Source organism: Pseudomonas sp. 7P_10.2_Bac1 (genome assembly GCF_025465935.1).
GTDB lineage: Bacteria > Pseudomonadota > Gammaproteobacteria > Pseudomonadales > Pseudomonadaceae > Aquipseudomonas.
Genome location: NZ_JANLNV010000025.1, coordinates 1 through 15,571, shown reverse-complemented (window position 1 = coordinate 15,571; position 15,571 = coordinate 1). Strand labels below are relative to the sequence as shown.

General features: G+C 58.3%; 12 protein-coding genes and 1 pseudogene. 3 read left to right on the top strand and 10 right to left on the bottom strand.

What is annotated here, in order from left to right; all coding sequences use genetic code 11:
* The first annotated feature begins 9 nt into the window (after positions 1-9).
* On the top strand, positions 10-936 hold the full coding sequence (locus NTD86_RS05505) for a FecR family protein (protein ID WP_262201140.1): 927 nt from the start codon (positions 10-12) through the stop codon (positions 934-936).
* Between the two features lie 114 nt (positions 937-1,050).
* A complete protein-coding gene (locus NTD86_RS05500; protein WP_262201139.1) occupies positions 1,051-3,504 on the top strand; it encodes a TonB-dependent receptor in 2,454 nt (817 codons plus the stop codon).
* A gap of 55 nt (positions 3,505-3,559) precedes the next feature.
* Here the strand turns inward: NTD86_RS05500 and NTD86_RS05495 are convergent, their stop codons facing one another.
* From NTD86_RS05495 to NTD86_RS05460, 8 genes are all read right to left on the bottom strand, one after another.
* A complete protein-coding gene (locus NTD86_RS05495) occupies positions 3,560-5,041 on the bottom strand; it encodes a YdgA family protein (RefSeq protein WP_262201138.1) in 1,482 nt (493 codons plus the stop codon).
* A 307-nt stretch (positions 5,042-5,348) separates the two neighbouring features.
* Positions 5,349-6,794 carry an efflux transporter outer membrane subunit gene (locus NTD86_RS05490; protein ID WP_262201137.1) on the bottom strand — a complete coding sequence of 482 codons (1,446 nt, stop codon included), beginning with the start codon at positions 6,792-6,794 and terminating at the stop codon, positions 5,349-5,351.
* Positions 6,791-7,693, bottom strand: coding sequence for an HlyD family secretion protein (locus NTD86_RS05485; protein ID WP_262201135.1), 903 nt, complete (start codon positions 7,691-7,693; stop codon positions 6,791-6,793). Before NTD86_RS05485 ends, NTD86_RS05490 begins: the two co-directional genes overlap by 4 nt.
* The gene (locus NTD86_RS05480; protein ID WP_262201134.1) at positions 7,690-7,899 is read right to left on the bottom strand and encodes a DUF1656 domain-containing protein; all 210 of its coding nucleotides are present in this window, start codon (positions 7,897-7,899) and stop codon (positions 7,690-7,692) included. The genes NTD86_RS05485 and NTD86_RS05480 overlap by 4 nt, the downstream gene beginning before the upstream one ends.
* On the bottom strand, positions 7,896-9,986 hold the full coding sequence (locus NTD86_RS05475; RefSeq protein ID WP_262201132.1) for an FUSC family protein: 2,091 nt from the start codon (positions 9,984-9,986) through the stop codon (positions 7,896-7,898). Before NTD86_RS05475 ends, NTD86_RS05480 begins: the two co-directional genes overlap by 4 nt.
* Positions 9,983-10,414 carry a MarR family winged helix-turn-helix transcriptional regulator gene (locus NTD86_RS05470; RefSeq protein WP_262201131.1) on the bottom strand — a complete coding sequence of 144 codons (432 nt, stop codon included), beginning with the start codon at positions 10,412-10,414 and terminating at the stop codon, positions 9,983-9,985. Before NTD86_RS05470 ends, NTD86_RS05475 begins: the two co-directional genes overlap by 4 nt.
* A 100-nt stretch (positions 10,415-10,514) precedes the next feature.
* The gene (locus tag NTD86_RS05465) at positions 10,515-10,772 is read right to left on the bottom strand and encodes a DUF2789 domain-containing protein (RefSeq protein ID WP_262201130.1); all 258 of its coding nucleotides are present in this window, start codon (positions 10,770-10,772) and stop codon (positions 10,515-10,517) included.
* Positions 10,753-12,378, bottom strand: coding sequence for a glycosyltransferase family 39 protein (locus NTD86_RS05460; protein ID WP_262201129.1), 1,626 nt, complete (start codon positions 12,376-12,378; stop codon positions 10,753-10,755). The genes NTD86_RS05465 and NTD86_RS05460 overlap by 20 nt, the downstream gene beginning before the upstream one ends.
* A 298-nt stretch (positions 12,379-12,676) precedes the next feature.
* Here NTD86_RS05460 and NTD86_RS05455 point away from each other — a divergent pair, with 298 nt between their 5' ends.
* On the top strand, positions 12,677-13,375 hold the full coding sequence (locus tag NTD86_RS05455) for a GntR family transcriptional regulator (RefSeq protein WP_262201128.1): 699 nt from the start codon (positions 12,677-12,679) through the stop codon (positions 13,373-13,375).
* Positions 13,376-13,422: 47 nt separating this feature from the next.
* On the opposite strand, the gene NTD86_RS24325 is transcribed toward NTD86_RS05455, so the two are convergent.
* The gene (locus tag NTD86_RS24325; protein WP_410016953.1) at positions 13,423-14,208 is read right to left on the bottom strand and encodes a methyl-accepting chemotaxis protein; all 786 of its coding nucleotides are present in this window, start codon (positions 14,206-14,208) and stop codon (positions 13,423-13,425) included.
* A gap of 69 nt (positions 14,209-14,277) precedes the next feature.
* Positions 14,278-15,303, bottom strand: a pseudogene (locus NTD86_RS24320) (cache and HAMP domain-containing protein); the annotation flags it as partial.
* Positions 15,304-15,571: the final 268 nt, after the last annotated feature.

Here is a 15,571-nt window from a genome sequence, read left to right as displayed (position 1 = left end):
CCTGCCGCAATGCCTTCAACCCCTTCCTCTGACGACCTCGACGATCAAGCCATCGATTGGCAAACGTTGCTGCATTCTGGCGAAGCCAGCGCGCGTCAGCGCCTGGAATACCAGCGCTGGCAACAGCTGAGCCCGGCCCATAAAGCCGCCGCTCAAGAGGCCGAAGCGTTGTGGGGGGACATTGGCCTGACCGCAACGGCCGAGCAGCACCGTGCGCGCCCGCGTCGGCGAGCGTTTCGCTGGGCCAGCGGGTTGGCAGCAGGGCTGGTCTTGGCCGTACTGGGCTATGGCGGCCTGACCTACATGCCTCATTGGTCGGATACCTACCACACCGGGGTCGGCCAGCGTCAGCAATGGTTGTTGAGCGACGGCACACGCGTGACGCTGAACAGCGCCTCGGCATTGTCGGTGGACTTCACCACCACCCAGCGGATCATCAAGCTGCGCAAAGGCGAAGGGCTGTTCGAGCTGGCAGATGATCCGTCCAGACCATTTGTAGTTGAGGCCGGCCAGGATCGGGTGCAGGCCAAGGACGCCACGTTCAGTGTGCGCCGCGATGCTGACCAGACCCGCGTGCTGGTAGCCACTGGTGCCGCGCAGGTTGAACATCAGGCGCAGACCCTGGAACTGCGCCCCAATCAGCAGGCGATGTATCGCGCCGGGCAGCTCGTTGCCGAGCGCCAGCAGGTAGACGCCCATGCGCTTACGGCCTGGCAGCGCGGCAAGCTGATTTTCAATCGCAAGCCGTTGCAAGACGTGCTCAGCGAGCTGGAGCGCTACCAGTACGGGCGCATTGTGCTGCCGGATACGGCCTTGGGCGCGATGCAGATCAGCGGGGTGTTTGACCTCAACGATCCGCACAACCTATTGCGCACCCTTGAGCAGCGTTACGGGCTAAACATCACCTATTTGCCGTTTGTGGCGTGGGTGCACTGAAAATAATTTCACGCGGGCACTGCAAGATCCTGTCGGGCATATCGTCGTACTAAGACCAAGAGCGAATCCGTTCTCATTAGCGACATAAACACCCAACCAAGGATTAACACTGCAATGGTCCAGCACGTCAGAAAGCCGCGTGGCGCCCTCCCAAAAGAACAACGACTGCGCCAGACCTTAGTGGCCACAACGTTGCTGGCAAGCCTGGCAGGCACCTTGCACGCTACGGCCAACGCGGCACCGGCAACACTAGCCAACGCCGCAGTGAGCACCCGCCAGGTCAGCGTTGCCGTGCCGGCCCAGGACCTCGATCAGGCGCTGACGCAGTTTGCCGACCAGGCAGATTTGCACCTGCTGTTCACCTCCGCCGAAGTGGCCGGGCTGCGCAGCCAGGCGCTGAACGGCCCAATGAGCGTTGAGCAAGCGCTGGACGCACTGTTGGCCGGCAGCGGCCTGAATTGGGCGTTCAGCGACGAGCGCACGGTCATTTTGCGCAAGCCCGAGGCGGCGGCCAAAGGGCTGCAACTCAAGGCACTGGAAGTCAGTGTCGGCGCGCGCACCAGCACCGCCATCAGTGAAATTCCCGGTACGGTTTGGGTGGTGGATCAGGTGCAACTGCAAGAGCAACTGGACACCGGCGTCACCCTCAAAGAAGCCATTGGCAAGTTGGTGCCTGGGCTGGATCTAGCCCCCGAAGGCCGCAGCAACTACGGCCAGAACATGCGCGGGCGCAACGTTCTGGTGATGATCGACGGCGTCAGCCAGAACAGCTCGCGCGGGCTGTCGCGCCAGTTCGACAGTATCTCGCCGTTTAACGTGGAGCGGGTTGAGGTGTTGTCCGGCGCCAGCGCTTTGTATGGCGGCGGCGCCACGGGCGGGATCATCAATATCGTGACCAAGAAAGGCACGCCCGGCCCCGCACAGTTTGAAACCGAGCTGTCGGCCACCAGCGGTTTCAACAAGAGCGATGACCTGTCGAGCCGTATCTCGCAGTCTGTAAGCGGCGGGACTGATCGAGTGTTTGGACGCCTGGGGATTTCCGGCGAGCAGAATAAAGCGTTTTACGACGGTAAAGGCGACCAGATCTTTATCGACAACACTCAGACTGACCTGCAGTACAACCGCACGCTGGACCTGATGGGCAGCTTGGCGATCAAGCTTGATAATGCGCAAGACCTCGATTTGCTGGCGCAGTATTACGACTCGGGCAACAACGGCAACACCGGGCTTTACTTTCCAAACCTGCACGACAAGGCGCCCTCTAACTTGGAAGACGCCGAGATCCGCAGCGGTTATCACACCGACCTTGAGCCGCGCTCCAAACGCGTGCTGCTCAACGCCAACTATCACCATAGTGATCTGCTGGGCCAGGACTTTTACTTGCAGGGCTCGTACCGCAAGGAAGACAACAACTTCTACCCGTTCCCGTATTACAACGCGGGCAAACCCCAAGGCGTCAACGGCGTTTACTTCGCCGCCTCGCAACAAAACTTTGAAGTCACCAGCCTCAAGGCCTTGTTCGCCAAGCAGTGGGACAGCGTGAAGCTGACCTATGGCGTAGACCTGGATCGCGAACGCTTCAACGCCACGCAGAGCGTGTTCGACTCGGCCATTTCGTCCGAAAGCGGCGGCCTTGATCTGGACACCCAAAACAAAGCCCCGCGCTACCCCAGCTACCGCGTCGACGGCCACTCGGTGTATGCCCAGGCGGACTGGAAACTCACTGACGCCCTGACATTGTCCGGGGGCGCGCGCCGCCAGCAAATGGACGTGGACGTAGGGGTGTTCAAAGGCATCCCGGGCGGCAGCAACGATTACGCGGTCAATCTGTTCAATGCGGGCGCCATTTATGACTTCAAGAACGGCCACCAGACCTGGATCAACTACAGCGAAGGTTTTGACCTGCCGGACCCGGCCAAGTATTACGGCAAGGCAGGCTTGAGCGTTAAAGACAACCCGCTGGCCGGGATCAAGAGCCGTCAGGTGGAAACGGGCTGGCGTTTCGCCGATGTGGATTGGGACGCACAAGCGGCGGTGTATTACATCTGGTCGGATAAAGTCATCACCACCGACAGCGCAACGCTGACCATTGATGTGGTCGATAAAAAGAGCCGTGACTTTGGTTTCGAGGGTGCGTTAACGCGCCACTTCAATAACGGTTGGGATGCGGGGGGCACCTTGCACCTGGTGCGCTCAGAGGAAGAAGACGCCGATGGCGACTGGATGAAGCGCGATGCCCGGTACGCGTCGCTGTCCAAGTCCACGGCGTTCGTGGGCTGGCATGGAGACGGTCGCAATGTGCGCTTGCAGGGCAACCACGCCTTCACGCTCAAAGACGACTCTGATCACAAGATCAGTGGTTACACCACGTTCGATTTGATGGGCAGCCAGGAGACGGAATTCGGCACTTTCAGCGCCGGTATACAGAACCTGCTGGACAAGGAATACAGCACGGTGTGGGGCCAACGCGCCGCGTTGTTCTACTCGCCAACTTACGGTCCGGACTATCTGTATGACTACCAGGGCCGTGGTCGGACGTACACGTTGACTTGGTCGATGGCGTATTGAGTGCAAACAGGCTGCGAAAGGGGTAACCCTTCGCAGCCTGCGGCAACGACTACGTTTACTGGGGCGCTACGCCGCCAAAGCGGGTGCCCATCAGGTTGATGAAGTCTTCGAGGCTCATTTTTTCCCCGTTGAAGTTCACCATACCGGCGGCGTAGTTGAGCGATGCGAGGATGTTGCTGCCCTCCACGGTCGCCAGCCCGGTTTGCACCGCCATGACACCCGCCAATTCGCTGGTCATGTTGGCGATCTGGGCGATTTCTTTCGGGTCGGTCTGCCCGGCCAACTGCGCCTGAACACTCGCCAGGTCAGCAATCATTGGCTTGGACAGTTGCAGTTTGGCGTCCAGCGACGTCAGCGCTTGCTTCAAGACATCCAGCGGCTGTTGATCAAACGAAGCCGGCTTCGCCAGGCTGGCCGCGATGTTCAACTGGCTCTCGCCATTGGTGGTCTTGATGCTGAGTTTTTCCAGCGCCAGCTTGGGATTGGCCGCCAGCAAGGTGCTGACATCGGCTTGCACCTGGGTGTCTTCGGCCGGGGTCAGTTGAACCTTGGGCAGGGTACCGTCGGCTTGTGGCTGGAACTTGTTCTGATAGATCTGCACTAACGACTGCATGGCCGGGATATCCAGGCTGCTGGCCGACATGACCATTTCTGCGCTGCCCACCGGTTTGTCGTTCAAGGTGACGTCGCCCAGGGTGTAAGTCAGGCGCCCGGACATCAGGCGGTCCTTGGCCGAGGCCGAACCGGTGTATTCGAAGTTCTTGACCTTGAGCACCGACTGGGCAAGACCGGACGTCAACTGGCCTTCGCTCAGCTCCAAGACGTTTTGGCCCAGGTAGAAGCCATAGGCACTTTTGGTCAGATCGCTGGCCAGGGTCAGCCCGCTCAGCTCGACCGAGACAGGCGCTGAATCGGCAGGCACTGCATGCAGCTTCAGGAAGTCCATGTAGCCTTTGGCTTTGAGGTGCTGTGCACCGTCATCGCTTTGAGCATTCAGGTTCAGCCCGGAGAAGCTGATGCTGGTCTTGTCTTCCAGCGTGACGTCGAATGGCAGCAAGTCCATTTCGCCATCCACCGAGCGGCCGTAGCTCAAGGTCACCTGACCTTTGAGCGGCGCCTGGTCTTTGGTGGCTGCGAACCATTTTTCGGTAAACGGTGTTTTCTCAAGTGCGTAGTTGCTGACGGCCATGACCGGCGCCCACTTGAATGTCTTGATGCGCGACCACGGCAAAGGACCATGCTCGATGTGATCGACAAACAGCAGCTCCACCGGTTCAGGGTCAGTACCTGAGGCATCATCCTGAATTTTCAGGCGGTAGTGAGCGGTGCTGCTGTAGAGATGAGTCTCAATGGACACCAGTTCGAGGGTGCCGTGAGTGGCCGAGCCTTGCAGCTGAGAAGCCAGCTCTTTGTTGGCTTCTTCGATCGAGGTCTTTAACTCACCTTCAATTTTGGTACCGGTGTACCACGCGCCAGCCGTGTTCAGTGCCCCTGCAATAACAACAATGCCGACCAGTACGCCTAATGGTTTGTTCATCAAGTTGACCCGTTCAATGTCCGTTGTGTTGAAAGATATGAGGTCTTTACTGAGCCCTTCATGGGCCGAAAAGTGGCAGCAGGTTATCACTCGTGACGAACCGACGCAGTGTTTCGACCCGACCAACTCTATCGATCGAGCAAACGCCGTTCGCACGTGCCTGTGAGCGTAGCGCCACAATCAAGTGCCCAAAGGGCTTTCTACGTGCCTTGGCTGATGACTGCGCGGAATTCTCCTACGAGATTAAAAGCACAATCCTAGGACCAGATAATAGTCCTCAGCCAGCAGGAATTTCGTGACATTGCTGTCATGGTTTTGCCTCGCCTGCCGGTTGTGCACGGCTACTTTCCCAGCCGCCTCCCAGGGCCAAAAACAGATCGATCTGGCTCATCGCTACTTGGGTGTTGGCGGCGGCCAATTGGGCCCGCACATCGGTGTAGGTGCGGGTGGCTTGCAGGTCTGCGAGGAACGATTCGCGCCCGGCGGCAAAGAACTGATGGGTCTGATCGGCCGCCGTTTTGGCAGACGCATCGGCTTCGGCCAACGCATCACGACGTTGCAGCGCAGCGGTGTATTGCACCAGGCTGGTCTGGGTTTCGCGGACCGCGTTCAATACCACGCCATCGAAGCTTGCCAGCGCGCCTTGGGTGGCCGCCTCGGCCTCACGGATCCGCGCCCTTGAGCCGTTGGTGGGGATGGTCCAGCTCAGCAACGGGCCGAAGCCCCAACGGTTGGTCGAGGCCGTGCCGAGGTTATCCACAATCCCGACCGTGCCAATGGTGGCACCGATGCTGATGTCCGGGTACAGCGAGCCGGTGGCGACGCCGATTTCAGCCGTTGCGGCGGCCAGATGCCGTTCGGCCTGGCGCACATCAGGGCGACGCTTGAGCAGCGTGGCGCCGTCACCTACGGGCAGCAATTGCGCAATGTGCGGTAACTCATCACAGGTGGCGACATGGGCCGGCAGCTGATCCAGCGGCTTGGCCAGCAGCATCGACAATCGGAACAACCCGGCCTGGCGCTGAGCCTCATAGCGCGGCAGTTCGGCACGCAATGATTTGACTTGGGTTTCAGATCGGGTGACCTGGGTTTCATCGCCTCGCCCGGCATCACGCAGACGCTGAGTCAGCGCGGTGGTTTGCGCCTGAAGCTTGAGCGACTCCTTGGCGATTCCGAGCTCTTCATTGGCGGCGCAGACCTGGACGTAAGCCCGCACTACGTCTGCAACGACAGTAATACGTGCCGTGTCCGCCGCCGCCTGGGTGGCATCGGCGTTGGCCTGGGCGGCTTCAATGCCGCGTTTGAGAGTGCCCCACAGGTCGAACTGGTACGAGGTACTGATGCCGAGATCCCCGACATTGGCCACCGGCACTTTTTCCGTCAGCAAAAAGGCTTCGCCCGATTCCTGCAGACGCTGCGCCCCGGCTTTGACCGAGCCGCTCCAGCCTCCCGCCGACTCGGCCTGTTCAACCTGGGCTCGGGCCCGGGCCAGGTTCGCCGCCGCGACGCGCAAATTGGTGTTGGAGGCCATGGCCTGACGCACCAGATCATTCAGCGTCGGGTCTTGGTAAAGCCTCCACCAATCAGTGGGTACCGGTGCCGAGACGACGTTGTCGCCCTCGCCCGCCAACGTGCCTTGCAGGTCTGGGCGCTGCAGGGCCGCGTCTTTGGGCAGGTGATAATCCGGCCCGACCATCTGGCAGCCGGCCAGCAGCAATCCGAGCCCTACGGCTGCCAGAGGAACCGCTTTCATTGCGCCTTCTCCTGTGTCGGCTTGGCTTTGGGCGAGTCCGGGATGATGGAAACGGTCGCCGTGCGGCCTGCGATCATGCGGAAGTCTTCAGGGACGTCATCAAAGACGATGCGCACCGGAATCCGTTGCGCCAGCCGCACCCAACTGAAGGCCGGGTTCACGTTGGGCAGCAGGTTCTGGCCGCTGGTGCGGTCGCGGTCTTCGATACCGGCCACGATGCTTTCCACATGGCCCCGCAGACGGGCGTCATCGCCGATCACGCGGATATCAACGCTTTGGCCCACGTGGATGCCATCGAGTTTGGTTTCTTCGAAGTAGCCATCGATGTGGAAAGAGCTGCTGTCGACAATCGACAACACGGGCCGCCCGGCCGTCACGAATTCGTTCACCCGAGGGGCGCGGTCGTTGACGTAGCCATCAACCGGGCTACGCACCACGGTGCGGTCGAGGTTGAGCTGGGCGCTGTCGACGGCCACTTCGGCTTCGGTGAGCGCGGCCTGTGCGCGCATTTCTCGCGACTGGCTTTCTTCCAGTTGTTCACGGGCAACGAGATTACCCAGCCCACGGTTGCGGCGATTTTCACGCTGGGCCTGGGCCAATGTCTCTTTGCGGTCTGCCACGGTGGCCTGGGCCTGACGCAGGGCCAGTTTGAAGCGGTCCTGGTCGATGACAAACAGCACCTGGTCGCGCGTGACAGGCTGGTTGTCACGCACATCGACTTGCTTGATGAGACCCGACACATCGGGGGAGATCTGCACCACGTCCGCGCGAATGTGGCCATCGCGAGTCCAGGGAGCAAACATGTAGTACATGGTCATGCGCCAGACCACGACGCAGGCAAACGCCACCACCAACAAGGTGAGAACAACGCGGCCCAAGGTCAATAAAGGTTTTTTCATGTCATCAAATATCGACTAAAAGAATCCACAACGCCGAGTAGCAGTGCGTAGAGACCGACGTTGAACAAAGCCCGGTGCCAGACCAAGCGGTAAAAGTGCAGACGCGTAAGAACCGCGTGTACCCCTAAAAACAGCAGGTAGGTAATGCCCATCAATACCAGGAGCGTAGGCAGAAACACCCCGCTGATATCGATATCTCCGATCATAGCGGCGCTCCATCAATGCCTTGCACGTGCGGGTGCTGCAGGTCGTCGTTATCCACAATGAACTCCACACCCGGCAGCAGGGCCAGACGCAAGCCGCTGAGGGCATGCAGCAAGTGAACCCGCGCATCGCTTTCGTCTTGCAGGGCATTGGCGTTGAGCGCTCGCCGGGTTCGGTCCATGGTCATTTGCAGGCCGCTCGGGATGGGCAAGCGTTCACCCGCCGTCAGGCAGGCGCGGAAGTAATCACCCACTTCGCCAACCACTTGGCGCAACAGCAATTGCGGCCCGCCGGTCACGCGGGGGGCGTAGGCCAGCAAGTCGAGCAGGTTCAGCGCCACGCGCAGTTCACGCAGGGCAACGCCGGTGTCTTGCCCGGTCATGGCCAGGCGCGGCAGGTGCTGCATCAAACGATCGAGCATTTGTGCGCCCATTTGCCGGTGCTGGGCCAAGGTCGCAGGTTTGGTCAGGCGCACGATGTCGCGCCAACTGAAGCGAGTGAGTCGTTTGGCAGCCAGTTCTGCACCAAACGGACGGGCGATCAAGGTCCAGATGAAGGCAAACAGCAGCCCGATGGGGCCGGCCAGGTTGGCGTTCATGAAGACCTGGAAGTCTGCATCGTAAGCACCCTGAATACTGATGAAGGAGGCGGTGTTGACGATGGTCAGCAAGGTGCCGAGGTAAAAGCGCGGCTGCACGGTCAGAGTGCCGACGCAAATAAACGGCACGGCAAAGGCCAGCACCAGCATGGGGAAGTCATGCAGGTTGGGCAGGATCACGAACAGGTACAGGCTGGCAAACAGCACCGAGAGCGAGGTCCAGAAAAAGAACCGGTAAATCTGCGGGGCCGGGTCGTCCATGGCGGCAAAGAAGCTGCAGGCGACGGCTGCCAGAATGACCGCGCTGGCGCCGTCGGTCCAACCGAGCAGTATCCACAACACACAGGCAACCACGATCGCCGTGACGGTGGATAACGCGGAATAGAGCATCAGGCCGCGGTCCAGGAACGGTGTCAGGCGACCGAGCCGCCAATGCCGGTAAACCGCACGCCAGACTTCCTGGTCGCCCGTTGCGATTGCCAGTTGCAGGCTGCGGCAGTCTTGCCACAAGTCGATCCACTCACCCAACCGATACAGCACGTTGGAGAGCAATAGCTGGCGTCGATCATCCAGGGCTTCGGGACTGGGTTGCAGTTGTTGCAGTTCATGGCGCAGCGCTTCCCATGGCTGGACAGGCGCGCCGTCGCTGGTATTGGCCAGCCATTCACGTGCGTGATCCAGCAGCGGCGTAACTTTCTCGACCAGTTCCGGGGTACGACGTTCCAGGGCGTAGAGGGCATCGTCCAGGGCATCGACCACCGGCAGCAAATGGATCATGCGCCCGCGAAGTTCTTTGGTGTTGCGCACGGTTTGCGGATGCGCGCCTTCGTGGGGCAACTGACCGATCATCAGTTCCAGGGTGTTGAAGGTCGAGACCATGGAGGCACGCAAGCCGCTGGCTTTACTGGGCTCTACTTCGCGGGACAGGAAGTACTCGCTGTAGTTGGCGGCGTCGGTGAACCATTTGGCTGATGAGTCGACAAACACCGGCGTCAGGCGCCGAGGCCAGAACATGCTCCCCACCACCGCAGCACAGACGATGCCGAGCATGATCTCTTCGGTACGAGAGATGGCGATGTCAAACACGTTGAGCGGGTTATCCACGATCGGCAAGGCGATCATCGGCATGGTGTAGCCCGCCAGCATGAACACATAGCTGTTGGCGGTGCGCAGGTGCAATGACAGGAACAGCAGGATGCCCGTCCACAGCGCAATAGCCAGCACCAGCAGAAACGGTGTTTGCACAAATAGCGGGACGAAGAACACCGCCGCCGAAGCCCCCAGCAGAGTCCCGATAGCACGGTAGATGGCCTTGGAACTGGTGGGGCCGACAAAGGGGCTGGAGACGATGTAGACCGTGGCCATGGCCCAGTAAGGCCGGGGCATTTCCATCAGCAGGGCGATGTACAGCGCGATCATGGAGGCGGCAAAGGTCCGCACGCCGTAGAACCAGTCGCGGGCGGGCGGCATGCTACTGAAGAAGCCGTTCAAGAAACGGCTCCATCAGGCCGTTGGCCAGCGGCTTCAAAGGCTTTGATCACTCTGAGGGCGGCTTCCTGGTCGGCGACGCTAACGTCTGCCAGCGCTGCACGCCTGAGTTGCACCAATTGCGCCTCGATCGACTGCACCAACGTACGGCCGGTCTCGGTGAGGCTAAGGGTTTTGGCGCGGCGATCACTGGCGTCTTCGTGCCGCACGACGTAACCCGCCTTGCACAGTTGGTCGAGCAATCGAACCAGGGACGGACTTTCCATGCCCGCCGCTTGGGCTACGGTCACTTGCCGCACGCCCTCACCCAGGCGGCCGATGATCAGCAGCGGCATGGCACAGGCTTCGGAAATTCCGTAATTGACCAGCGTGGTCTGGCAGACACGTCGCCAATGGCGAGTCGCAACCACCATACCGGTGCTGATGCTCATTTGGAGTTGGTCAAGAGAGTCAGGCAAGAGGCATCACATAATGTTAGTTTGCTAACTATTAATACTGCTCGGCCAGATGATTACAGTCAAGTGTTACTAATTAATTCTGACGACCCGTAATCGGTTTTTTGCGCAGCATGAGGTTCAACTGATCGACTATCTCGGCCCAATCAGCGTCTTCTAAAATTTCGTTACGCAAGAACTCAGCTTGCGATGGCGTCCAAAAATACGCATCCGCCAGCTTCACATCAGCCTTGAGCGGCGAGTGCGACGTGACAAACTTTTCAATATCGGTGGGCCCAGACGGCAGGCCCAGTTGTTTGAACAATGACGGGAGGCTATGGGTGGGCGCTTGCATGCAGTGAATTCCCTTCAGGATCGTGGCCGCAGTGATCGGAACCGCAGGTCAAATATAGTCGAACCTGCGTGTCATCGATGGTCAGATCCTGGGTTTTGTCCCACTGCGTCGGGATGGGCGCAAAGTCATCCGGTTGTACGCTGCTGCTGATCAGCCAAACGCGCCCTGGCCCGGCAGGCAAGTCGGCCAGATGATCGATATAAATCTTGGCACCTTGTGCATTGACCAGCGTACCGAAACCATAATCCGTCGGCCGCCCGGACAGGCCTTCAGGCGTGGGCGGCGTGTAGAGCATGGGCTGGGCGTTGGTTGTGTTGTAGTAGACATAGCTGAAGTACCAGAACAGGTCACTGACGATAATCCGGTCTCCAGGCAGGAACTGCTGATTCACGTGCTCGACCAACTGGTCAAAGTGATCAGCTTCGCCGCTGAAGTTACTGCGCAGCCCCACACACTCAACCCCCATGAACAACGCAAACACGGCAATCGCCACAGTGCGTTTGTGCTCAAGCAGGTGATCGACGGCCAAGGCGATCAGTAACGGCAAGCCCAGCGCTGCAAAGCTCACATAGCGCTCTATGAACAGTGGCGAGATAAACGACAGGGCGTAAATCACCAGGATAGGCAGCAGGGTATAGATCGCGATCAGGGCGTGGAATTTATAGGGCGAGGTGTCGCGCACGGCGATCCAGATCACCCCCACAAACAGGGCCGAGGGTGCCAGCCAAAATACCGGCCACGGTAGTTTGTCGCCCTCGTCCTGTGTCAACAATTGCCAGATCATGGAGGGCAAAGAGCGAGCATCCACCGGTGGCTCCCAGCCCACATCGCCTCCAGCTTTGAGCTCATTCATGTGCTGCAGCAAATCCACCAGACCCGGAAGCCAGGGCAGGAATAGGACGACGATGCCGGTGTTGGCGAGCCACCAGGTCGGCCGTTTGATCAAAGTGCCTGCCGGACTGTGACGGGCACTCAGAATCAGCAGATATAACCAATGGGCCAGGACGCAAAAAGCCGCGAAGTAATGGGTGTAGAACGCCGCAGTCATCAGCGCGACATAGATGGCCAGGAAGCGCGTTTTATCGGGGCTTTTTACCCAGTAGACCAAGGCGATGGTTGCACCGATCAGCCACATGCCCAGTAACGAATACATACGTACTTCCTGGCTGTAGCGCACGGCGGTCGGCAACAAGGCTAACAAGAGGCCCGCCAGCAAGGCGGCCCGTTGGGTGGCGACCAATCGCACCAACCACATCCCAAGAAAGACAGTGGCGATGCCTGGCAAGACGCTCAGGGCACGGATCGAAGCCAGACTGTCACCGAACACGTCAATCCAGCCATGCAACAGCATGAAGTACAGCGGAGGATGAACATCGTGTGCCGCATGAAGCCAGATGCCGCTGAGTGAGTAGTTGCTCAGCATCAGGCTGGAGCCTTCGTCGCACCAGATGGACGAACTGGTGGAGCCATAGAACCGGACCGCGGTGGCCACGAGCACGATGCACCACAGCCACGGCTGGAGAAAGAGTCGAGTCAATGCGTTACGGGACGATTCAGGACGTTGAAACGGTTGCTCGTCGACATCGCTATTGCTGAGTACGCCCATGCTTCACCTGCTGTGCATAAAGACTACGACTGAAGCCGTATTAACTGTCGCGATTGTAGGGCACAAACTACAAAAATAGGGGAACCGTCAGCGCCGAACGCAACAAGAAAAAAGGCAACAGCCAACTGCAATCGCTTGCCTATAGCCGCGTTAAACTTATGCTCGTGCGATAGGCCCTTAGAGGTACTGCTCGATCGAGCGGCCTACTCATTACAAGGTTTGACAGGGAGTAAGTCTCTGCCCAATGGACATTGGATCTCGATCAACGTGCTGAATTTCCTTTGTGGGTAGCGCCAACGTGGCCGTTAAAAAGAATCCATTAAGTAGCATTGAAGTATCCGGGCCCATCCCAGCCCATCTCGCGCGGTCTGTGATTGAAGAAACTTTGCGTAGCGCCATTCTCGATGGGCGATTGCCTTGCGGTACGGCCATTCGGCAGGAAGCTCTGGCTGACTTGTTCGGTGTGAGTCGCATGCCAGTTCGTGAAGCCTTGCGGCAGCTTGAATCTCAAGGGTTGCTACAGGTCGTCCAGTACAAAGGGGCGGTGGTCGCACCTTTGCTTCAGGACGACTCGCTGGAAACCTATGCGCTTCGTTTTTTGCTCGAAGCACAGGCCTTGCGTTTGTCACTGCCTTTACTCGACGAAGAGGATTTCCAGGCGGCGTCTAAGTGTATTGATGCACTGGAGGTCGAGACTGATTACGGAAAAATCGGCACCCTCAATCGACTCTTTCACCAAGCGCTTTACGGAAAAGCCCCCAACAAAAAGCTGCTGACGCTGGTTAAGGCAGGGCTTGTGGAAGAGGAACGCTTTCTGCGTTTTAACCTTGAGCAGATGGGCTTGGGGACATTGTGCCAAGACGATCACCGGGCGTTACTGCGTCATGCTCACGCCAGGGACATTGAAGGCTGTATCCATGAACTGGAATTACATCTGCAGCGTGGGGTAAATGCGATTATTCGCTACCTCGAGAGCCAGAAACCAAAACAGCCCTGACATTCGAAATGCCAGGGCTGTGGATAACTCGTTGATGAGTACGACGCTCAGATCTTGAAACTGTCGACCAACTGTTTGAGCCGACTGGCTTGCTGGGAGAGTGCATCGCAGTCTTTGAGGGTTTCGTTGAGATTCACGACACCCTGTTGATTGAGCAAGTTGATGTGGGTGATATCCAGGTTGAGGCTTTCAACCACTGAGGTCTGCTCTTCAGTCGCTGCGGCCACCGATTGGTTCATGCCGTCAATTTCCTCGATACGCTGAGTCACACTGATCAATCGAGCACCGGCCTGATTCGCCACCTCCACGCTGTCGGCGCTCGAGACCTGGCTGGCATTCATGGTGCTGACAGCCTCGCGAGAACCGATTTGCAGTGAGCTGATCATTTTATGGATCTCTTCAGCCGACTCCTGAGTGCGGTGGGCGAGGTTGCGCACCTCATCCGCCACTACGGCAAATCCACGCCCGGCTTCACCTGCACGCGCCGCCTCAATGGCTGCGTTGAGGGCCAGCAAGTTGGTTTGCTGGGAGATACCTTTGATGACGTCGAGTATGTGACCGATGTTGTCGGTGCTGGCGTTCAGGGTTTCTATTTGCGCACAAGAGACGCTGATCTTTTGCGAGAGTTCGGTCATGGCCAGAATGGTCTGCTCAACCACTTTGCGACCGTCATCGGCCTGCTCACTCGCACCGCTGGCATGCTGCGAAGCATCGGCGGCATTGCGGGCGATCTCCTGGGTGGCGGCGCCAAGTTCATTGATGGCCGCGGCAACACTGTTGGTACGTGCGCTTTGTTCGTCCGAACCAACGATGGAGGCATTGGACGAGGCCATTACACGCTCGGACAAATCATGCACTTGGCGCGTTACCGAAGACACTTCAGAAATGGACGCATGAATACGCTCAACGAATTGGTTGAAGGCACCTGCCAATTCACCGAACTCGTCTTTATTTTCGATCATCAAACGACGCGTCAAGTCGCCTTCACCCTGCGCTATATCTTGCATCGCGCGACCCATGGTGGTCAGCGGACGCATCAGCACCCGAATCAGAAGGCTCAACAAGACGGCAATGACCGCCACTGCAATGACCATTGCGATTAAGGCTGAAGTACGGAATTTGGAAAGTGATGCGTAGGCTTTTTCTTTACTCAATGACTGACCGATGTACCAGTCTGCGGACGGCAAGCCTGTTACCGGGGTAAAAGCGATGATTCGCTCTTGGCCATTGAGCGTGACTGTTTGAATGCCCTTCTCAATTTTCAGAGCACTGCCCGGATAAATATCCCGCAGGTTTTTCATTACTTGGTCTTTGTCAGGGCTGACGATCACCTGGCCATCACCGCTCACCAGAAATGCGTAACCCAAGCCTCCCGAGTCAACGGCGTTAATGATGTTGACCAGGCTATCCAGGCTCAAGTCGCCTCCGACGACACCTAACAACTCGCCATCCTTTTTGACAGGCATGGCGATGGTTACGATCAGACCTCCTACAGCAGCCATGTAGGGCGGCGTAAGCATTGTCTTACCGGCAGTGACACCTTGTGTGTACCAAGGCCGCTGACGGGGGTCATAACCTTCCGGCATCTTGGCGTCCGGCCGTTGAGTGAACACGCCATTGGCCTGGCCGATGTAAGTAAATTGAAAATTCGAAGTGAATGCTGGCTGATCGATGAGCCCGGCGAAATCGGCTTGATTGCCTTGGTGGGCGATGTTTTGTGCAAGGCTTTCCAATACCAGGATACGACCGCTCAACCAGTTCTGAACACTGCTCGCGGTCAAGTTGCCGGCTTGCTCCACTGACGAATCGATGTCCTGCCTGATGGTATTTCGCTGCAGATAGTCGTTGTACAAGGCGAACAGCGCGAACGCCAAAACGACAACGCCTGAAGCGGCCAGAAGAATTTTATGACTGAACTTAAGATTCATAGCATGGGACTTCTTATGCCGAAAGGATGGATGCGGGTGAGGCATTCTTGGGTAATCAAGCAGTCGATCAGGCCCAACCGACGTGCACATCAGGCTGTCGGCATCACTGGCTGAAAAGTTAGCGGATTACGGCGGCTATTTATTTGGCCCGACGAACGTACTGTCGCAACGGTAGGAATGATCTGAGGACTATTAGGACGTATGGGAATTAACGTCGCGCAAAAAACAAAACCCCTGTCTGCGTGAGCAGACAGGGGTTTTGGAATTC